13 protein-coding genes are annotated in these 21,243 nt (G+C 60.5%); 7 read left to right on the top strand and 6 right to left on the bottom strand.

The features are described 5' to 3' along the window. Positions 1 to 160: 160 nt before the first annotated feature. A complete protein-coding gene (locus E4P00_RS07990) occupies positions 161 to 2,587 on the top strand; it encodes a diguanylate cyclase (RefSeq protein ID WP_248091969.1) in 2,427 nt (808 codons plus the stop codon). Positions 2,588 to 2,668: 81 nt separating this feature from the next. Here E4P00_RS07990 and dacB read toward each other — a convergent pair whose 3' ends face one another. Then, positions 2,669 to 4,129: a D-alanyl-D-alanine carboxypeptidase/D-alanyl-D-alanine-endopeptidase gene (dacB, locus tag E4P00_RS07985; RefSeq protein ID WP_005790339.1), complete on the bottom strand. Its 1,461-nt coding sequence runs from the start codon at positions 4,127 to 4,129 to the stop codon at positions 2,669 to 2,671. Between the two features lie 236 nt (positions 4,130 to 4,365). On the opposite strand from dacB, the gene E4P00_RS07980 reads away from it, so the two are divergent. Continuing rightward, positions 4,366 to 4,710 (top strand): YggL family protein, encoded by a 345-nt coding sequence (locus E4P00_RS07980; protein WP_003193255.1) that lies wholly within the window; start codon positions 4,366 to 4,368, stop codon positions 4,708 to 4,710. A gap of 37 nt (positions 4,711 to 4,747) precedes the next feature. Here the strand turns inward: E4P00_RS07980 and E4P00_RS07975 are convergent, their stop codons facing one another. After that, positions 4,748 to 5,938: a benzoate/H(+) symporter BenE family transporter gene (locus E4P00_RS07975; RefSeq protein WP_032879937.1), complete on the bottom strand. Its 1,191-nt coding sequence runs from the start codon at positions 5,936 to 5,938 to the stop codon at positions 4,748 to 4,750. 244 nt (positions 5,939 to 6,182) lie between these two features. Here E4P00_RS07975 and E4P00_RS07970 point away from each other — a divergent pair, with 244 nt between their 5' ends. Then, on the top strand, positions 6,183 to 6,947 hold the full coding sequence (locus E4P00_RS07970) for a GntR family transcriptional regulator (RefSeq protein ID WP_056845646.1): 765 nt from the start codon (positions 6,183 to 6,185) through the stop codon (positions 6,945 to 6,947). A 139-nt stretch (positions 6,948 to 7,086) separates the two neighbouring features. Here E4P00_RS07970 and guaD read toward each other — a convergent pair whose 3' ends face one another. From guaD to xdhA, 4 genes are all read right to left on the bottom strand, one after another. Further along, the gene (guaD, locus tag E4P00_RS07965; protein WP_032879939.1) at positions 7,087 to 8,391 is read right to left on the bottom strand and encodes a guanine deaminase; all 1,305 of its coding nucleotides are present in this window, start codon (positions 8,389 to 8,391) and stop codon (positions 7,087 to 7,089) included. 7 nt (positions 8,392 to 8,398) lie between these two features. Further along, the gene (gene xdhC / locus E4P00_RS07960; protein WP_103733630.1) at positions 8,399 to 9,241 is read right to left on the bottom strand and encodes a xanthine dehydrogenase accessory protein XdhC; all 843 of its coding nucleotides are present in this window, start codon (positions 9,239 to 9,241) and stop codon (positions 8,399 to 8,401) included. Between the two features lie 123 nt (positions 9,242 to 9,364). Then, positions 9,365 to 11,764, bottom strand: a complete 2,400-nt coding sequence (gene xdhB, locus E4P00_RS07955) for a xanthine dehydrogenase molybdopterin binding subunit (protein ID WP_078822048.1) — start codon at positions 11,762 to 11,764, stop codon at positions 9,365 to 9,367. After that, positions 11,757 to 13,205, bottom strand: a complete 1,449-nt coding sequence (gene xdhA, locus E4P00_RS07950; protein ID WP_248131121.1) for a xanthine dehydrogenase small subunit — start codon at positions 13,203 to 13,205, stop codon at positions 11,757 to 11,759. The genes xdhB and xdhA overlap by 8 nt, the downstream gene beginning before the upstream one ends. Before the next feature lie 280 nt (positions 13,206 to 13,485). On the opposite strand from xdhA, the gene E4P00_RS07945 reads away from it, so the two are divergent. The 4 genes from E4P00_RS07945 to ligA all read left to right on the top strand — a co-directional run bounded on the left by E4P00_RS07945 (position 13,486) and on the right by ligA (position 21,213). Next, positions 13,486 to 14,145: a GntR family transcriptional regulator gene (locus tag E4P00_RS07945; RefSeq protein WP_005790326.1), complete on the top strand. Its 660-nt coding sequence runs from the start codon at positions 13,486 to 13,488 to the stop codon at positions 14,143 to 14,145. Positions 14,146 to 14,147: 2 nt separating this feature from the next. Further along, positions 14,148 to 17,636: a chromosome segregation protein SMC gene (gene smc, locus E4P00_RS07940; protein ID WP_248131118.1), complete on the top strand. Its 3,489-nt coding sequence runs from the start codon at positions 14,148 to 14,150 to the stop codon at positions 17,634 to 17,636. A 259-nt stretch (positions 17,637 to 17,895) separates the two neighbouring features. Continuing rightward, the gene (zipA, locus tag E4P00_RS07935; RefSeq protein ID WP_005790323.1) at positions 17,896 to 18,759 is read left to right on the top strand and encodes a cell division protein ZipA; all 864 of its coding nucleotides are present in this window, start codon (positions 17,896 to 17,898) and stop codon (positions 18,757 to 18,759) included. A gap of 87 nt (positions 18,760 to 18,846) precedes the next feature. Continuing rightward, entirely contained in the window at positions 18,847 to 21,213 is a 2,367-nt protein-coding gene (gene ligA / locus E4P00_RS07930) for an NAD-dependent DNA ligase LigA (protein ID WP_078822045.1), read from the top strand. Positions 21,214 to 21,243: the final 30 nt, after the last annotated feature.

The raw sequence follows: 21,243 nt of genomic DNA, 5'->3' as shown, positions 1-21,243 counted from the left end.
CAGTCACCCATGTATTGGCTGATCCACCGCTATCGGGAGCAAGCCCCCTCCCACATTAAGCCCCTGCAGTTTTTAGGCTGGTCAAACACCCGACCAATGGCTATAACTTAAACCCCAGCCAACGTGACACCCCCGCACACTGGCGTTGTGAGTGTTGCCTATGCCGATGCAAGCTGTCCGCCCGAAAATCCTTGGTTTTATCAGTGAACAGGCGTCGGCTTGGCTGGTGGCATTGGTGGTGTTGTTGGCTGGCAGCGCGTTGACGATGGTTGTCGCGTGGGCGACTGCCGACCTGTATCAGCAACAGGTGCGCCAGCGTTTCCAGTTGCTGGTCAATGAGCGCTACACCCGCATCCAGGAGCGTTTTGAGGATCAGGAGTTGCGCCTGGGTAGCCTGCAGCGTTTCTTCATCAACTCTGGCGATGTCTCCCGTGCCGAGTTCGACGGCTTCGCCCAGCCTCTGTTGCTCAATGCGCGTGCCTACGCCTGGGCACCGCGCATATTTCGTGAGCAGCGCAGGGCGTTCGAGCGAGAGATTTCCCGTCAGCGTGGCATCCCTTTCAGCATCCGTGAACTCAATGGCTTGGGTGAGTTGGCGCCCGCGCCCGAGCGCGATGAATACGTACCGGTGTTGTACAGCCAGACGCAGAGCTTGTTGGGTTCGCCCTTGGGTTTTGACCTGCTGGCCCAGCCCTTGCGCCGTTCAGCCCTGGAGCGTGCGCAAAAAAACGCCAGGCCGGCAGTGTCACAGCCCATGCAATTGGTGGGCGTGGAGCCTGCCTACGCGGCCGGCGTGCTGCTGGTGGCGCCAGTGAGCAAAGCCGTTGGCAGCGAGCCCTACGGCTTTGTCATGGCGGTGCTCAGCATGCGCCAACTGGTGGCCGATGGGTTGCCCAAACCGAATCGCGACAATCTGGTCATGCAGATCGTTGACACTTCCGATACGCAGCAACGGGTGTTGTATGCATCCAGCAATACGGTGGGCAACAGCGACCTGACGGCGACACGCCGCCTTACCCTTGGCGATCACGTCTATGCCCTGAGCCTGCGTGCCAGCGAGGTGTTCGACAAGGCGAATCATTCCTCGATGAACACCATTCTGGGCATGGGTGTGCTGCTCAGCGCCTTGCTCAGTGCCTTGCTCTACGTGCTGGTCAGCCAGCGCCAGCGTGCGCTGAAACTGGTGGAACAGCGCACCGTGCAGTTGCGCTTGCGTGAGCAAGAGTTGCGCGGGGCTCACGGGCAATTACGCAGTGTGCTGAATGCGGCGACTCAGGTCGCGATCATCGCCACCGATTTGCGCGGTGTGATCAACACCTTCAATGCTGGCGCCGAACAGATGTTGGGTTTCAAGGCCGAAGAGGTGCTGGGTCGCCTGACCCTGGAAAGCCTGCACCTGGCCGTGGAACTCGAAGCGCGGGCTGCGCCGTTGAGCCTGGCGCTAGGCAAGCGTATTGCGCCGAGCCAGGCAATGCTGGTGGAGAGCCCTGACAGCCTGCATGAAGCTCGCGAGTGGACGCTGGTGCGCAAGGACGGTACCCAACTGACGGTCAACATGCTGGCCACCGTGCTCCTGGACGACTTTGGCCTGTGGGTCGGGCACTTGGCAATTTACCTGGATATCACCGAGCAAAAGCGCGCCTATGAAGCCCTGGCCGCCCGGGACCGTCTGCTGAAAAAACTCAGTGCTCATGTGCCTGGCGGGATTTTCCAGTTCACCCAGGACCTGCAGGGCAATGGGCGTTTCATTTACGCCAGCGAAGGTATGCGCGATATCTATGAAATCGAACTTGGCGCATTACAGCAGGATGCAGGCAAGGTGCTGGAACGCATTCACCCCTTGGACATTGAGCGAGTGCGTGCCTCGATACGTTTGTCGGCGTTGCAACTGAGCCATTGGCGCGAAGAATATCGCGTGCAGTTGCCTCAGCGAGGCTTGCGCTGGATTCGCGGCGAAGCGACACCTGAAGAGTTACCTGGAGGCGGTACGCTTTGGCACGGTTATGTGTCGGATATTTCCGATCTCAAACGGGTCGAGGAAGAACTGCGCGCGCTTTCCATCACTGACTCTCTGACGGGCATCTATAACCGTCGTTATTTTCAGGATCGGCTCAAGGGCGAGATGCTGCGGATCAACCGCACCTCGGGTGCACTGTCGTTGATCATGCTCGATATCGATCACTTCAAGCGCATCAACGACCAGCATGGTCACGCCGTGGGCGACGGGGTGTTGCAGGAGTTGTGCAAGCGCATAGGCCAGCGCTTGCGCCGTACCGACGTGTTTTGCCGCCTGGGTGGGGAAGAATTCGTGGTGCTGTGCCCAAGTACCAATGGTGCCCAGGCCTATAGCCTGGCAACTCAGTTGTGGCAGTCGTTGCGCGATACGCCGATGGAACCGGTGGGCATCGTCACTGCCAGCTTTGGCGTAGCCAGTTGGCGGACCGATGAAGATATCGATGGGTTGCTGCTGCGCGCTGATTCGGCAGTGTATGTGGCCAAGCAGGCGGGCAGGGACCGGGTCGAGGCGTGTGGGAGCGAGCAAGCCCTACTGACTGTAGGAGCGAGCTTGCTCGCGAAAAAACCATAGACGCCGCGTGTACTCAGGAAACACGCGTGATCGTTGACGTTTTTCGCGAGCAAGCTCGCTTCTGCAGGGTAGTGTGATGCTTTACAGAACCGGCGCGGCTGCAACGGCCTTCGGCTGGCGATACAGGTCCAGGAGCACCTGGTCCAACACCGATGACGCGCCCCAAGGCTTGGAGTCGTTGAGAATCGCCACCACCGCCCAAGTGTTGCCATTGTTGTCACGGCTGAACCCGGCGATGGCGCGCACGGTGTTCAGGGTACCGGTCTTCACATGAGCTTCGCCGCGCATCGCTGTGGTCTTCAGGCGTTTACGCATGGTGCCGTCAGTGCCGGCGATTGGCATCGAGCTGATGTACTCCGCCGCGTAGGGGCTTTTCCAGGCGGCTTGCAGCATGGCCGCCATTTCGCGAGCGCTGACCCGTTCGGCGCGGGACAGGCCGGAGCCGTTCTCCATTACCAGGTGCGGTGCGGTGATGCCTTTTTTGGCCAGCCATTGGCGCACGACGCGTTGCGCGGCCTTGGCATCGTCGCCATCGGCATCGTTGCGAAATTGCGCGCCCAGGCTCAGGAACAATTGCTGGGCCATGGTGTTGTTGCTGTATTTGTTGATGTCGCGAATGATTTCCGCCAGGTCCGGCGAGAATGCGCGGGCCAGCACCTTGGCATCCTTGGGCACTGGCGCCTGGATATCGCGGCCCTGGATGGTGCCGCCCAGCTCCTTCCAGATCGCACGCACGGCGCCGGCGGTGTAGGTGGCGTGGTCGAGCAGTGACAGGTAAGTCTGCGAGCTGCAGCCATCAGCCAGTTGGCCGCTGACGGTCACGGTCACACTGCCGTCGGCGGCGGTCACCGGGTTGTAACGCACGTCACCGGTGCACTGTTTGGCGTTGGTGACTTTCACCTGGTTGTCGATGCGAATGCTGGCAATCGGCGGTTCGACCGACACGATCACGCGTCCCGAATCATTACGGGTCACGAAGCGCAGGGCCTTGAGGTTGACCAGCAAGGCATCGGGCTTGACCAGGAACGGCTTGTTCTCGTCGTTGCCGTCGTCATTGAAATCAGGCAACAGCGGCTGGTTGAAGAAGTTGCGATCCAGTACCAGGTCGCCGGTGACCTGCTGCACGCCATTGGCACGCAGGTCGCGCATCAGCAGCCAGAGCTTTTCCATGTTCAGCTTGGGATCGCCGCCGCCCTTGAGGTACAGGTTGCCGCGCAACACGCCACCGCTGAGGGTGCCGTCGGTGTAGAACTCGGTCTTCCACTGGTGGTTGGGGCCGAGCATCTCCAGGGCCGCGTAAGTGGTCACCAGCTTCATGGTAGAGGCCGGGTTCACCGATACGTCGGCATTGAATACGGTTGGCGTACCGGGGCCGTTCAGAGGCAGCATTACCAGAGACAACGCGGTATTGGGCAGTTTGGCTTTCTGCAAGGCCTGCGCGACGCTGGGGGGCAGGGCAGTATTGATGGGGGCGGCAGTGGCCGAAAGGGCCAAAGGCAAAAGGACACTGGCAAGTAATACAGAACGCAACGATTTGATCATAAGAAATAAAACCCTACTGCTGAGAAGGGTGAAAAAGGCGAGGGGTATATAAGAAAATCCCTCAATGGTCACGAAAGTGTCGGCATTATGCCCCAAGGTGGCTTCACTTGTAGCTGAACGATAGCCGCTAATCAGGTTTTTTTAACGGCCGATGCGCCGCCCGTCCCAGAGAGTCGGGCAATTGCCGCCTTAAACTGCTAAAGTGCCGCCCGTTATTACTTATGAGGATTGTTCCAATGGCGACTAACCGTTCCCAGCGTCTGCGCAAAAAACTGTGCGTTGATGAATTTCAAGAGCTGGGTTTCGAACTGAACCTGGACTTCAACGAAGGCCTGAGTGAAGAAGCTATCGACGCTTTCCTCGAAGCATTCATCAAAGAAGCCATGGAAGCCAATGGTCTGGGCTATGTCGGCGGCGATGACTACGGTCTGGTTTGCCTGCAGAAGCGTGGCTCGGTGTCCGAAGAGCAGCGCGCCGCTGTCGAAGCCTGGCTGAAAACCCGTTCCGAGCTGACCAAGGCTGAAGTCAGCCCGTTGCTGGACGTGTGGTATCCGGAAAAGCCGATCAACGCGGCTAAGTGATACTAAACAAAACGGCGACCTGAGGGTCGCCGTTTTTTTATGCCTTGCGCCAATTCAGAATCAACAGCGTCAACACCCCCGCCACAATCCCCCAGAACGCCGACCCGATGGAAAACAACGTCAAGCCTGACGCGGTGACCATAAAGGTGATCAGCGCCGCTTCCCGCTCCTTCGGCTCATTCATGGCAATGCTCAGGCCGTTGATGATCGAGCCAAACAACGCCAGCGCTGCAATCGAAAGCACCAGTTCCTTGGGCAGGGCTGCGAACAATGCTGCCAGCGTGGCGCCGAATACCCCGGCAATCCCATAGAACACCCCACACCACACCGCAGCGGTGTAGCGCTTGTTGCGGTCTTCATGGGCGTGCGGCCCGGTGCAGATCGCCGCGCTGATCGCCGCCAGGTTGATGCCGTGGGAGCCGAACGGTGCCAACACCAGCGAGGCCAGGCCGGTGGTGGTGATCAGCGGCGAAGCCGGCACGGTGTAGCCGTCGGCCCGCAGCACGGCGACCCCGGGCATGTTCTGCGAGGTCATGGCCACCACAAACAGCGGGATACCGATGCTGATGGTCGCCGCCAGTGAGAAATGCGGCGTGGTCCATACGGGCGTCGCCACTTCCAGATGAAAACCGCTGAAGTCCAGCAACCCCATCAGCCCCGACAGCGCGGTGCCTATCAGTAGCGCGGCAAGCACGGCATAGCGCGGCGACAGGCGCTTGATGATCAGGTAGGTGAAAAACATCCCCAGTACCAGACCGGTGCGATGCTGCGCAGCGACGAAGATTTCGCTGCCGATCTTGAACAGGATCCCCGCCAGCAACGCCGCCGCCAGCGATGCAGGGATGCGCTTGACCAGTTTTTCAAAGCTGCCGGTCATCCCGCATAGGGTCACCAGCACTGCGCAGGTGATGTAGGCGCCGATGGCTTCGCCATAACTCACGCCGCCTAAACTGGTGATCAACAGCGCCGCGCCGGGTGTGGACCAGGCGATGGTGATGGGTGTGCGATAGCGCAGGGACAGGCCGATGCTGCATACCGCCATGCCGATGGAAATCGCCCAGATCCACGAAGAAATCTGTGCGGTGGTCAAACCGGCGGCTTGGCCGGCCTGGAACATCAGCACCAGGGAGCTGGTGTAGCCGGTCATCATGGCGATAAAACCGGCGACGATGGCCGAGGGGGAGGTGTCGGCCAGCGGGCGCAAGGGCGCTTGGGTGGCGTCGGTCATGGAAGGGTGTTCCTTTTACCTGGGATTTGCCGGTGACGGCGCAGATTCAAGCCTAAACTCAAACGTAACGAGTCATTGCAATACAGCCGGGGCCGCAAACAGCCGTACAGTGTGTTGGCGCATTGGGTTGTGTACAATGTGCGCTGTTTTTAGGTGATACTTGCCAGCGACCCGTAGTTGCCGTATTACCTTGAATTTGCCGTATTACCGTTAATTCGCCGCCGTTCTCCCTACCCGAGTGCCCATGAACGAACAGTTGCAACCTCTCAAGAAACAACCGCGAGCCGGCAAGACCGGTCGCAGCGGAACCCAGGACGATATCGTCTACGCGCATATCTTCGAGGCGATCCTCGAACAACGCCTGGCACCCGGAACCAAATTGAGTGAAGAGGCACTGGGCGAGATCTTTGGCGTTAGCCGCACCATCATTCGCCGCGCACTGTCGCGCCTGGCCCATGAAGGCGTGGTACTGCTGCGGCCCAATCGCGGCGCAGTGGTTGCCAGCCCCAGTGTGGAAGAAGCGCGCCAGGTGTTCATGGCCCGGCGTCTGGTGGAGCGAGCGATCACGGAGTTGGCGGTGCAGCACGCTACCGCTGAGCAATTGGCCGAGTTGCGCCAGATGGTCAATGACGAGCGCGACAGTTTCTCCCGCGGTGATCGCGGTGCCGGTATCCGTCTTTCGGGCGAGTTCCACCTGAAACTGGCCGAAGCGGCCAAGAACGCGCCGTTGATCAGCTTCCAGCGCAGCCTGGTGTCCCAGACCTCATTGATCATCGCCCAGTACGAAAGCGGCAACCGCTCGCACTGTTCCTACGATGAGCACACCCAGTTGATCGACGCGATCGAAGCCCGCGATGCGGTGCTGGCGGTGAACTTGATGATGCATCATATGGATCATATCGACAGCAAGCTCAACCTCGATGAAGAGAGCGCGTCGGATGATTTGCATGCGGTGTTTTCGCATTTGTTGCAGACCAGGAAGCCTGGGCGCTCTTCGGTAAAACTGTAATCGCCCTGATTCACTGGGGGACAAAAATGTGGGAGGGGGCTTGCTCCCGATAGCAGAGTGTCAGGAGCAGATAGGCTGACTGACACACCGCTATCGGGAGCAAGCCCCCTCCCACATTGGTTTTGTGGTGTCTCTGAGATCAGCGCTGGTGCACCAGCTGGCCGGCTGCATAGGTTTGCAACACTGCCCGATCATCCCCCAGCGTCATCAGCACAAACAACGTCTCGGCAATGTTATTGGCCTGCTTCAAGCGATAGCTGAGCAGTGGCGTGGCGTTGTAGTCCAGCACCAGGAAGTCCGCATCCGTCCCCGGCTGCAATGTGCCGATCCTGTCTTCCAGACGCAACGCGCGCGCACCGCCCAGGGTCGCCAGATAGAGCGACTTGAACGGGCTCAACCGCGCTCCCTGCAACTGCATGACCTTATAGGCTTCATTCAGTGTTTGCAGGAGCGAGAAGCTGGTGCCGCCGCCCACGTCGGTGCCCAGGCCTACGTTCAATTTGTGTTTCTCGGCCATCGGCAAGTTGAACAACCCACTGCCGAGGAAGAAGTTCGACGTTGGGCAGAACGCCACCGCCGAGCCGGTCTCCGCCAGCCGTGCGCATTCGTCGTCACACAGGTGCACGCCGTGGGCAAACACCGAGCGCTCGCCGAGCAGTTTGTAATGGTCGTACACGTCCAGGTAGCCGTTGCGCTCGGGAAACAGCTCGTTTACCCACTCGACTTCCTGCTTGTTCTCACTGATGTGGGTCTGCATGTACAGATCTGGGTATTCGCCCAGCAATTGCCCGGCCAGCGCCAGTTGCTCAGGCGTGCTGGTGGGGGCGAAGCGTGGCGTAACGGCATAATGCAGGCGGCCTTTGCCGTGCCAGCGTTCGATCAACGCCTTGCTTTCCTGATAGCCGGATTCAGGTGTGTCGGTCAGGTAGTCCGGCGCGTTGCGGTCCATCATCACTTTGCCGGCGATCATGCGCAGGTCGAGTTTCTCGGCCGCTTCAAAAAACGAGTTCACCGATTGCGGGTGTACGCTGCCGAAGACCAGTGCGGTGGTGGTGCCGTTGCGCAGCAACTCCTTGATGAAGATATCCGCGACGTTATCGGCGTGGGCCTTGTCGGCGAACTGGCTTTCACAGGGGAAGGTGTAGGTGTTGAGCCAATCCAGCAATTGCTCGCCGTAGGCGCCGACCATGCCGGTTTGCGGCAGATGGATATGGGTGTCGATCAGGCCGGGGGTGATCAATGCGTCCTGGTAGTGCGTGATGTCGATGTCGGCGGGCAGCGTCGGCAGCAGGTCGCTGGCGTGGCCGAGCGCACTGATCTGGCCGTTATCGATCACCAGCAGGCCGTCTTCGAAATACTCGTAGGAGGCGTCGATGCCAACGATGGCAGGGTCGTCGATGCTGTGCAGGATGGCGGCGCGGTAGGCTTTGCGAGTCAAAGGCATGGTTATCTCAATTGATAGCTTGGCTGCGGCGCGAAGCCGGCAGCAGTTTGGCAATGGGTTCGGCGCCGGCAGTGTGCTGGCCGAAATTGGCGTTATAGGTGGCGATGATTTCGCCGGCGATGGAGATGGCGATCTCTACCGGCAACTTGCCCTTCACCTCGGTGAGGCCCATGGGGCAGCGCATGCGTTGCAACCGTGCGGTGTCGAAGCCGCGGTCACGCAGGCGGTGTTCGAATTTGACGCGCTTGGTTTTCGAGCCGATCAGGCCGAAGTAGGCGAAGTCATTGCGCTTGAGCAGGGCGGCGGTGAGTTCCAGGTCCAGCGCGTGATTGTGGGTCATGACGATGCAGTAACTGCCCGCGGGCAGGTCGGCAATTTCATCGACCGGTTCTTCACTGACGATTTTACGCACGCCTTGCGGGATGTGCTCCGGAAACTCCTGCTCACGGGAATCGATCCAGCGTACGCGGCAGGGCAAGCTTGCCAGTAACGGCACCAGCGCACGCCCGACATGGCCGGCGCCAAACACCGCGATCTGCGCCTGCACCTGGCCCATGGGTTCGAACAGCAATACCGCCACGCCACCGCAGCACTGGCCCAGGCTCGCGCCGAGGCTGAAGCGCTCCAGATGAGTGGTTTGCTGGCCGCGCACGAGCATGTCGCGAGCGAGCTGCATTGCCTTGTATTCCAGGTGCCCGCCGCCGATGGTGTCGAAGGTGCGCGCGGCGCTGATCACCATCTTGGAACCGGCATTACGTGGCGTGGAGCCCAGCTCTTCGATGATGGTCACCAGTACGCAGGGTTCGCCCTGGTTTTGCAGGGTGGCGAGGGCGCTGATCCAGTTGTCCATGTCTACCTCAACATTTCTGCTGTTAGTTCGGCCGCTATCGCAGGCAAGCCAGCTCCCACATTTGATCGGGTTAGCACCTCAAAATGTGGGAGCCGGGCTTGCCCGCGATGGCAGCGCCTGGGTCTAGAGCGAAGCCAATTCAGTGTCAGCCTCGACAGCCTTCGCCGCCCGCAACTGCCGCATCTGCTCACACCCCCATAACACCCGCTCGGGCGTGGCCGGCGCATCAATCTTTGGTTGCTGGCGATAGTCCGCCAAACTCGCCACCGCGTCCTTGATCGCGCACCACGATGCAATCCCGAGCATGAACGGCGGCTCACCCACGGCCTTGGAATGGAACACCGTGTCTTCAGGGTTCTTGCGGTTCTCCACCAGTTTCACCCGCAGGTCCAACGGCATGTCCGCTACGGCCGGGATCTTGTAGCTGGCCGGGCCGTTAGTCATGAGCTTGCCCTTGTTGTTCCACACCAGTTCTTCCATGGTCAGCCAACCCATGCCCTGGATAAAGCCGCCTTCGACCTGGCCGATGTCGATGGCCGGGTTCAACGAAGCGCCCACATCGTGGAGGATGTCGGTGCGCAGCATCTTGTATTCGCCGGTCAGGGTGTCGACGATCACTTCGCAACACGCGGCGCCGAACGCGTAGTAGTAGAACGGTCGTCCGCGCGACTGGCTGCGGTCGTAAAAGATTTTCGGGGTCTTGTAGAAACCGGTGCTCGACAGCGAGACCTGGCCGAAATACGCCTGCTGGATCAACGCTTCGAACGTCAGGATCTGCTCGCGTACACGCACATGGCCGTTGCGGAACTCTACGTCCGCCTCACTGACGTCGTACTTGCGCGCAGCGAACTCCACCAGGCGCTGCTTGATGGTCTCGGCGGCATTCTGTGCCGCCTTGCCGTTCAGGTCGGCGCCGCTGGAAGCGGCAGTGGGCGAGGTGTTGGGCACCTTGTCGGTGTTGGTGGCGGTGATCTGCACGCGGTCGATGTCCACCTGGAACACTTCCGCCACTACTTGCGCGACCTTGGTATTCAGGCCCTGGCCCATCTCGGTGCCACCGTGGTTCAGGTGGATGCTGCCGTCTGTGTAGATATGAATCAGCGCGCCGGCCTGATTCAGGAAGCTTGCGGTGAAAGAAATGCCGAATTTCACCGGGGTCAGCGCCAGGCCCTTTTTCAGGATCGGGCTGTGGGCGTTATACAGGCGGATCGCTTCGCGGCGTTCGGCATATTGGCTGCTGGCTTCGAGTTCGGCGGTCATCTCTTCGAGCATGTTGTGCTCGACGGTCTGGTAGTAGTGGGTGACGTTGCGCTCGGTCTTGCCGTAGTAGTTGGCCTTGCGTACCGCCAGTGGGTCTTGGCCTAAATGGCGGGCGATGGCGTCCATCACTTCCTCGATGGCGACCATGCCTTGGGGGCCGCCGAAGCCGCGATAGGCGGTGTTGGAGGCCGTGTTGGTCTTGCAGCGATGGCCGTTGACCGTCGCATCGCCCAGGTAATACGAATTGTCGGCGTGGAACATGGCGCGGTCGACAATCGAGTTGGACAGGTCTGGCGAACAGCCGCAGTTACCCGCCAGTTCCAGGTTGATCCCGTGCAGGCGACCGTTGTCGTCGAAGCCCACGTCGTACTCGATATAGAACGGGTGACGCTTGCCCGTCATCAGCATGTCTTCAACCCGCGGCAAACGCATCTTGGTCGGCTGGCCGGTCAAGCGTGCTACCACCGCGCACAGGCAGGCGGGGCTGGCGGCCTGGGTTTCCTTGCCGCCGAACCCGCCGCCCATGCGACGCATGTCCACGACAATCTTGTTCATTGACACGTCAAGCACTTCGGCCACCAGCTTCTGCACTTCGGTGGGGTTTTGCGTAGAGCAATAGACGATCATGCCGCCGTCTTCGGTGGGCATTACCGAAGAGATCTGGGTTTCCAGATAGAAGTGTTCCTGGCCGCCGATATGCAGGGTCCCCTGGATACGGTGCTTGGCACTCGCCAGCGCAGACGCCGAATCGCCGCGTTGGTGCGTGTGGCTGTCGAGCACGAAATGCTTGTTGCGAAAGGCCTCGACCACATCCAGCACTGGCTCCAGGTCTTCGTATTCGATCACTGCCGCCATCGCCGCCTTGCGCGCGGTCTCCAGGTCACGGGCCGCCACAGCCAGCACCACCTGGCCGACGAACTGCACAGTGTCGATGGCCAGCAATGGGTCGCCGGGCATCAACGGTCCGATGTCTTTCAGGCCCGGTACATCTTCGTGGGTAATCGCAATGCGCACGCCGTCGAAGGCGTAGCAGGGCGCAGTGTCGATACTGAGGATGCGGGCGTGGGCACGGTCGGACAGGCGCGCATACAGGTGCAACTGGTTGGGAAATTCCAGGCGGTCATCGATGTACTGCGCTTCGCCGCTGACGTGCTTGGCGGCGCTGTCATGCTTGACGCTGCGCCCGACCCCGGAGGTGAGATCCTGGGCAAACAGTTCGGCAAGTTCGGCCTGGGTCTTTACGACGGCGTGATGGTTAGACATAAGCGGTCACCCGAGTCTCGATGTGCGGCGTTTGCAGTTCGATGAAGTATTTGCGCAGCAGGTTCTGCGCGCTGAGCAGGCGATATTCCTTGCTGGCGCGGAAGTCCGACAGCGGGGTGAAGTCCTGTGCCAGGGCGGCGCAGGCTTTCTCGACCGTGGCCGAGTTCCAGATGGCGCCCACCAGCGCGGCCTCGCAACTTTTTGCGCGTTTTGGTGTGGCAGCCATGCCGCCGAAGGCAACGCGCGCCGCGCTGATCACACCGTTGTCGATGTTCAGGTTGAACGCCGCGCACACGGCGCAAATATCATCGTCCAGGCGCTTGGACACCTTATAGGCACGGAACAGTGCGTGGCCCTTGGGCACGATGATCTTCTCGATGAACTCGCTGTCCTGGCGGGCGGTGACACGGTAATCGATGAAATAGTCTTCCAGCGCCAGCGTGCGGCGGGTGTTGCCTTTGCACAGTACGATCTGGGCGCCGAGCGCAATCAACAGTGGCGGCGAATCCCCAATCGGTGAGGCGTTGCCGATATTGCCGCCCAGGGTGCCCTGGTTGCGGATTTGCAGGGAGGCGAAGCGCTGCAGCAGTTCGCCGAAGTCCGGGTATTCATGGTGTAGCGCGGTGTAGCAATCGGAGAGAACGGTGGCCGCGCCGATCTCCAGGCGGTCGTCGAAATGTTCGATGCGCTTCATGTCTTCAATGTTGCCGACGTAGATCATCACCGGCAGGGTGCGGTGGAACTGGGTCACTTCCAGCGCCAGGTCGGTGCCGCCGGCCAGCAGGCGGGCTTGCGGATAGGCGTCGTAGAGGTCGGCCAGGTCGGCGACGGTCAAGGGCACCAGGCAGCGTTTGTCACCGCTGTTGAGCTCGCCGGTCTGAGTGGGCGCGATGCTTTTAAGGCGGGCGATGGTGTCGGCCTCGCGGCAGTCGAACTGATCCTGAGGCTTGTTGCAGCAGGCTTGTTCGGCGGCGGCCAGGATCGGGCGATAACCTGTGCAGCGGCACAGGTTGCCGGCCAGGGCTTCATGGGCTTTGTGGCTGTCGGGGGCGTCGCTGTTCTTTTGCAGGGCAAACAACGACATCACGAAACCCGGGGTGCAAAAGCCGCACTGCGAGCCATGGCACTCAACCATGGCCTGTTGCACGCTGTGCAGTTGGCCCTGGTGCTTGAGATCTTCAACGCTGATCAGTTGTTTGCCGTGCAGCGACGACACGAAAGTCAGGCAGGAGTTGAGGCTGCGGTAACGAATCTGCTCGGTGCCTTGGCCATCGGTATGCAGCTCACCGACCACCACCGTGCACGCACCGCAGTCGCCGCTGGCGCAGCCTTCCTTGGTACCGGATTTGCCCACATGCTCACGCAGATAGTTGAGCACGGTCAGGTTGGGGTCCAGGGCGTGCTCGCTACGGAGTTCCTGGTTGAGTAAAAACTGGATCACGGAAGGCCTCGCAGACTCATTATTGTTGTTAACCGCTTTGCGCCGAATCTAGTCATGTCTGACTTTTCGGTCAATGGTTTTCTGACCTATGGGTCAAGAAAATGCGATCGCAACACTTTCAATTATGGTTCAGTCTTCTGGAACCGGTGTTTTTGGCGGCGTGTGGGCTGTTAACGTTGCTTATTTCATGCCAAATTCGCCACGGTGGGCGTAGCGCCATCAGCGGGCCAATGCGCTACACTGCCGCGCTTGTACCGATAGAAGATTTTGAAGGGAAAACATGACGTTCAAGGCGCCGGACAGTCTCGCCGAGCAAATCGCTCACCACCTCGCCGAACGTATCATTCGCGGCGAACTCAAGCCTGGGGAGCGGATCCAGGAACAGAAGGTCACGCTGGCGCTCAACGTCAGTCGCGGTTCCGTGCGCGAAGCCTTGCTGATCCTCGAACGCCGCCATCTGATCGCGATCCTGCCGCGCCGTGGCGCCCACGTCACCGAGCTCACCGCGCACAAGGTGCAGAGCCTGTGTACGTTGATGGGCGAGATGTACATCCTGCTCGGCAATGCAGTGGCCGAAGGCTGGCAGACCCAGGCCGATATGGCGCCGTTCTTGCAGATCCAGCAACGCCTGCAGCTGAGCTTGGAGCGCGAGGACATCCGCGCCTTCGTCGAAGAAAGCTTCAGCGTGATGCGCGCCGCGTATCCCTTCGCCAACAACCCTTATTTGCAGGAAACCGTTGAAAACCTGCAGCCGGCGATGAACCGCGCTTATTACCTGGCCCTGGATCAGCGCAAGGCGTCCATGAGCGAGTTCCAGGCACTGTTCGAGCAATTGCTCGCCGCGGTGCTCGCCCGTGATCTGGTGCAGATTCGCCTGGTGCTGTCGGCCTACTGCCAGCGCAGTAGCTCGCTGGTCATCGCTGCGTTGGCGGACGCCTAAGCGTGCGGCTCAAGTGCATCAAGTTGGCGGGGTTCAAATCCTTCGTCGACCCGACTACCGTGAACTTCCCCAGCAACATGGCAGCGGTAGTGGGACCCAATGGCTGCGGCAAGTCGAACATCATCGACGCCGTACGCTGGGTGATGGGCGAGAGCTCGGCGAAGAACCTGCGTGGCGAGTCGATGACCGATGTCATCTTCAACGGCTCCACCAGCCGCAAGCCGGTGAGCCAGGCCAGCATCGAACTGGTGTTCGACAACTCTGATGGTACCCTGGTCGGCGAATACGCCGCCTACGCAGAGATCTCCATTCGCCGCAAAGTCACGCGCGACAGCCAGAACAGTTACTTCCTCAACGGCACCAAGTGTCGCCGTCGGGACATCACCGATATTTTCCTTGGTACCGGCTTGGGCCCGCGCAGCTATTCGATCATCGAACAGGGCATGATCTCCAAGCTGATCGAAGCCAAGCCCGAAGACCTGCGTAACTTTATCGAAGAAGCAGCCGGCATTTCCAAGTACAAGGAGCGCCGCCGCGAAACTGAAAACCGCATCCGCCGTACCCATGAAAACCTCGCCCGCCTGACCGACCTGCGCGAAGAGCTTGAGCGCCAGTTGGAGCGTCTGCACCGCCAGGCCCAGGCCGCCGAGAAGTATCAGGAATACAAGGGCGAAGAGCGCCAGCTCAAGGCGCAACTGTCGGCCCTGCGTTGGCAGGCACTGAACGATCAAGTGGGCCAGCGCGAAGCGATCATTGGCACCCAGGAGGTCAGCTTTGAGGCGCTGGTGGCCGAGCAACGCAATGCTGATGCCAGCATCGAACGCTTGCGTGACGGGCACCATGAACTGTCCGAACGCTTCAATCTGGTGCAGGGCCGCTTCTATTCGGTGGGGGGCGATATCGCTCGGGTCGAGCAGAGCATCCAGCACGGCCAGCAGCGTTTGCGCCAGTTGCAGGATGACTTGAAGGAGGCCGAGCGCGCCCGCCTGGAAACCGAGTCGCACCTGGGCCATGACCGCACCTTGCTGCTGACCCTCGGCGAAGAGCTGGACATGCTCACCCCCGAGCAGGAAATCACCAACGCCGCCGCCGAAGAGGCCGCCGCCGCGCTGGAAGAATCCGAAACCACCATGCACGCCTGGCAGGAGCAGTGGGATACCTTCAACCTGCAATCGGCCGAGCCGCGTCGCCAGGCCGAGGTGCAGCAGTCGCGCATTCAGCAACTGGAAACCAGCATGGAGCGCCTGGCCGAACGCCAGCGTCGCCTGCAGGAAGAACGTGTATTGCTCGCCGCCGACCCCGAAGACGCGGCGATCATGGCGCTGAGCGAGCAACTGGCCGAAAGCGAAATGACGCTGGAAGAGTTGGAAGCCAGCGAGGAACAACAGGTGGAACGCCTGGAGCAATTGCGTCAGCAACTGCATACGGCAACCCAGGCGCAGCAGCAGGCCCAGGGCGATCTGCAACGGCTCAATGGGCGCCTGGCATCTCTTGAAGCCTTGCAGCAAGCTGCGCTGGACCCTGGCACCGGCACCGCCGAGTGGCTGCGCGACCAGCATCTGGCCGAGCGCCCGCGCCTGGCCGAAGGCTTGAAGGTAGAAGCCGGTTGGGAGCTGGCGGTGGAAACCGTAATCGGCGCCGATCTGCAAGCGGTGCTGGTGGACGATTTTGGCGGCTTCGACCTGGCCGGTTTCGCCCAGGGCGATTTGCGTTTGCTCAGCCCGGCGGCCGACGGCACGCGGGTACCGGGCAGCCTGCTGGACAAGGTCGAGGCGGCGATTGATTTGTCGCCATGGCTGGGCCAGGTCAAGCCGGTTGAGTCACTTGAACAGGCCCTGGCCCAGCGCGGTCAACTGAGCGCCGGCGAAAGCCTGATCAGTCGCGACGGTTATTGGATCGGCCGACATTTCCTGCGCGTGCGCCGTGCCAGCGAAGCGGAAAGTGGCGTATTGGCCCGCGGCCAGGAAATCGTCAACCTGATCGCCGAACGCGAAGAGCGCGAAGCCACCCTCGAAAGCCTGGAAACCGAACTGCAAACCCTGCGCGCCACCCAGCGCCAGCAAGAGACCGGCCGCGAACACCTGCGCCGCTTGTTGCAAGACGAAGCGCGCCAGCAAGGCGAATTGAAAGCCCAACTGTCGGCGAGCAAAGCCAAGGTCGAACAACTGACCCTGCGCCGCACCCGCCTTGACGAAGAAGTGGCCGAGATGGGCGAACAGCGCGCCCTTGAACATGAGCAGGTTGGCGAAGCGCGCCTGCAATTGCAGGAAGCCCTCGACAGCATGGCGCTGGATACCGAGCAGCGCGAGTTGCTGCTGGCCCAGCGCGACAGCCTGCGCGAGCGCCTTGACCGCGTGCGCCAGGAAGCCCGGCAGCACAAGGACCACGCCCATCAGTTGGCCGTACGTCTGGGCTCGTTGCGGGCCCAGCATGATTCCACGCGCCAGGCCCTTGAGCGCCTGGAGATGCAGTCCGAACGCCTCACCGAAAAACGTGAGCAACTGAGCCTCAACCTGGAGGAGGGCGAGGCGCCGTTGGAAGAGCTGCGCCTCAAGCTTGAGGAACTGCTCGACAAGCGCATGACCGTCGACGTAGAGCTCAAGACCGCGCAGATCGCCCTGGAAGATGCCGACCGCGAACTGCGTGACGCTGAAAAGCGCCGTACCATGGCCGAGCAGCAATCCCAATTGATCCGCGGCCAACTCGAACAACAGCGCATGGAGTGGCAAGCCCTCACCGTGCGCCGCAAGACCTTGCAAGACCAGTTGCTCGAAGACGGTTATGACCTGCATGGCGTGCTCAACACCCTGACCGCCCAGGCCAACGAGAAGGAAGCCGAAGAAGAACTTGAGCGGATTGCCGCACGCATTCAACGCCTGGGCGCGATCAACCTCGCGGCCATTGATGAGTACCAGCAGCAGTCCGAGCGCAAACGTTATCTGGATGCTCAGGATGCCGATCTGGTCGAAGCCCTGGACACCCTGGAAAACGTGATCCGCAAGATCGACAAGGAAACCCGCAACCGCTTCAAAGATACCTTTGATCAGATTAATGGCGGTTTACAGGCGTTATTCCCAAAAGTTTTCGGTGGCGGCAGTGCCTACTTGGAACTGACGGGCGAAGATCTACTCGATACAGGGGTAACGATCATGGCGCGGCCTCCGGGCAAGAAGAACAGCACCATCCATTTGTTGTCCGGTGGCGAAAAAGCCCTGACCGCATTGGCCCTGGTATTTGCCATCTTCAAGTTGAACCCGGCGCCGTTCTGTATGCTCGACGAAGTTGACGCGCCGCTGGATGACGCTAACGTTGGACGCTACGCTCGGTTGGTCAAAGAGATGTCCCAGACTGTGCAGTTCATCTACATCACCCACAACAAGATCGCCATGGAAATGGCGGACCAGTTGATGGGGGTCACGATGCACGAGCCGGGCTGTTCGCGTTTGGTCGCAGTGGATGTGGAAGAGGCGATGGCAATGGTGGAATCCTGAACCATGCCAGGAGAGAGAATTTACGGCACGTCGTAGGGCGATTTACCGGTCTGGCGAAAGTGGCAAATGGACATATTTGTTCAAGGCATTTTGACAGACGGTGTAAAGTTATCTTTGGTCGTGCTAGTTTAATGTCAATTTTTCGTATGCGTGGGCAAAACGTCAGTCAGAACATAGAGTTGGCGCCACGTTTTAAAGCGGTTTGCACGGTGCTAAACCCCTTATTTTTCAGCATTTTTTATTAGAGGCACGGGATTACATGGAAATCGGTCTGCGCGAGTGGCTGATCGTCATCGGCATCATTGTCATTGCCGGTATTCTTTTCGATGGCTGGCGCCGCATGCGCGGTGGCAAGGGCAAGCTCAAGTTCCGCTTGGACCGAAACCTGTCCAACTTGCCTGACGACGACGGCGCCGCCGAGCTGCTGGGGCCGCCCCGTGTGCTGGATACCCACAAAGAGCCGCAACTGGACGAGCATGATTTGCCGTCAATGAGCGCGCCGTTGCGGGAAGCCCGCGAGCCGTCCTCCAAGCGCGGCAAGCGTGGTGGCGCGGCGGTTGCCGAGCCGCATCAAGGTGACCTGAACCTCGACGTCGATGACGGCCCGAGCTTCAGCAGCCGTGATGACGACTTCCCCGACGAGACTCCGACCAAAAGCGCGCCTCGCCAATCGGTAAACGATCAGCCGGCCGCCGAGGAAGTCCTGGTTATCAGTGTGATCTGCCGCGATGCCGGTGGCTTCAAGGGCCCTGCGCTGTTGCAGAACATCCTTGAGAGCGGCCTGCGCTTTGGCGAGATGGATATATTCCACCGTCACGAGAGCATGGCCGGTAATGGCGAAGTGCTGTTCTCCATGGCCAATGCGGTCAAACCCGGCACTTTCGATCTGGACGATATCGACCTGTTCAGCACCCCGGCGGTGAGTTTCTTCCTCGGTTTGCCAGGCCCGCGTCACCCCAAGCAAGCGTTTGATGTGATGGTGGCCGCAGCTCGCAAGCTGTCCCAGGAATTGAACGGCGAGCTCAAGGACGACCAACGCAGCGTCCTGACCGCCCAGACCATCGAGCATTATCGTCAGCGCATCGTCGAGTTCGAGCGTCGTGCCCTGACACAGAAACGCTGAGGTTCGATCATAAGCGTTGTCTGTAGAATCCATGCACTAACATATTGAGCAGCTTCGGCTGCTCTTTTGCTTTATGAGAGAACACCCATGACCGCCGCCCCTACCCGCATTCTCGAACTGCGCGCTGAACTGGATCAGCACAACTATCGCTACCACGTGCTTGACGAGCCGAGCATTCCGGACGCCGAGTACGATCGCTTGTACCACGAGCTCAAGGCCCTGGAAGCCGAGCATCCCGAGCTGGTGACGCGTGATTCACCGACACAGCGGGTCGGCAGTGCGGCGCTGTCGGCATTCACCCAGGTCAAGCATGAGATCCCGATGCTCAGCCTGGGCAACGCCTTTGATGAAACCAGCATGCTGGAGTTTGATCGCCGGGTGACCGAGGGCCTCGACCTGCCGGTAGGCGATCTGTTTGGCGCGGGTGCGGCAGTGGAGTACAGCTGCGAGCCAAAGCTCGATGGCCTGGCGGTCAGCCTGCTGTATCAGGACGGCGAACTGGTACGCGGCGCCACCCGGGGTGACGGCACTACCGGTGAGGACATCAGCGTCAACGTGCGCACCGTGCGCAATATTCCGCTCAAGCTGCACGGCAGCGGCTGGCCGGCTACTCTGGAAGTCCGTGGCGAAGTGTTCATGTCCAAGGCCGGGTTCGAACGCCTGAATGCCTCGCAGCTGGAAGTTGGCGGCAAGACCTTCGCCAACCCGCGCAACGCCGCGGCGGGCAGCCTGCGCCAACTGGACTCGAAGATCACTGCCAGCCGCCCGCTGGAATTCTGCTGCTATGGCATCGGCCAGGTGACCGCGGATATCAGCGATACCCATATCGGCAACCTCAAGCAGTTGCAGAAGTGGGGCATGCCGATCAGCCACGAACTGAAGTTGGCCAAGGGGATCCAGGAGTGCCTGGACTACTACCGCGACATTGGCGAGCGCCGTAATGCGCTGGGCTATGAAATCGACGGCGTGGTGTTCAAGGTCAACAGCATCGCGTCCCAGCGTGAACTGGGCTTCCGCGCCCGCGAGCCGCGTTGGGCGATTGCGCATAAATTTCCGGCGATGGAAGAGCTGACCGAGTTGCTCGACGTGGAATTCCAGGTTGGCCGCACCGGTGCTGTGACCCCGGTGGCGCGCTTGAAGCCGGTCAAGGTGGCTGGCGTGACGGTGTCCAACGCGACCCTGCACAACATGGACGAAGTGGCGCGCCTGGGGCTGATGATCGGTGACACGGTGATCATCCGCCGCGCTGGTGATGTGATTCCGCAGGTGGTCTCGGTGGTCACCGAGCGTCGCCCGGAGCACGCCCGTGCGGTGCAGATCCCCGAGAACTGCCCGGTGTGCGGCTCCCATGTGGAGCGCACGCAACTGGTCAAGCGCAGCAAAGGCAAGGAAACCGTCAGCGAAGGCGCGGTGTACCGTTGCGTCGGGCGCCTGGCCTGTGGCGCGCAGCTCAAGCAGGCGATCATCCATTTCGTCTCGCGGCGTGCCATGGACATCGACGGCCTGGGCGACAAGACCATCGAGCAATTGGTGGATGAGAAACTCATCGGTTCGCCGGCAGACCTCTACAAGCTCAAGTACGAACAGATCATCGACCTGGAAGGCTTTGCCGATATCTCCAGCAAGAAGCTGATCAGCGCCATCGAAAACAGCAAGACTCCGACCCTGGCGCGTTTTATCTACGCCCTGGGTATTCCCGATGTGGGCGAAGAGACCGCCAAGGTGCTGGCACGCTCGCTGGCGTCCCTGGAGCGTGTGCAGAAGGCTTTGCCTGAAGTGCTGACCTACTTGCCCGACGTCGGCCTGGAAGTGGCGCACGAGATTCATAGCTTCTTTGAAGACAGCCATAACCAGGATGTGATCGGTGCACTGTTGTCGCCGGACGAATGCGGCCTGCAATTGCAGGAGCAAGGCGAACTCAGCGCAGAATTCGCCGCCAGCACCACCTTGGGCGGCTTGCTCGACAAGCTGCATGTACCTTCCGTCGGGCCGGGAGCTGCGCAGAAACTGGCAGACAAGTTCGGTTCGCTGGAAGGCGTGATCAAGGCCGATTGGCTGGATATGCGCCAGGCCCTGCCCGAGAAGCAAGCCAAGGCCGTGCGCGAATTCTTCGACAACCCTGACAACGCCCATCATGCCCTGGCCATCGAGCAGCAGCTCAAGGACTTCGGCATGCACTGGCAGAGCGAGAAAAAGGTCGTTGAAGGCTTGCCCGAAGCCGGGCACACCTGGGTACTCACCGGCTCCCTGGAGTTGATGAGCCGCGACGTCGCCAAGGACAAGCTCGAAAGCCTGGGCGCCAAGGTGGCCGGTTCCGTCTCGGCGAAAACCCACTGCGTGGTCGCCGGGCCGGGAGCCGGTTCCAAATTGGCCAAGGCCAGCGAGCTGGGCCTTAAAGTGCTGGATGAGGAGGCCTTCGTCGCCTTCCTGGCCAGCCACAACATCAGCGTCTGACCTCTTCCTGTGGCGAGGGAGCTTGCTCCT

Source organism: Pseudomonas sp. B329 (assembly GCF_023127835.1).
In the GTDB taxonomy this organism is placed as follows: domain Bacteria; phylum Pseudomonadota; class Gammaproteobacteria; order Pseudomonadales; family Pseudomonadaceae; genus Aquipseudomonas; species Aquipseudomonas synxantha_A.
Note: the sequence above shows the minus strand (reverse complement) of the source record. Positions and strands in the feature narration are given on the sequence as shown.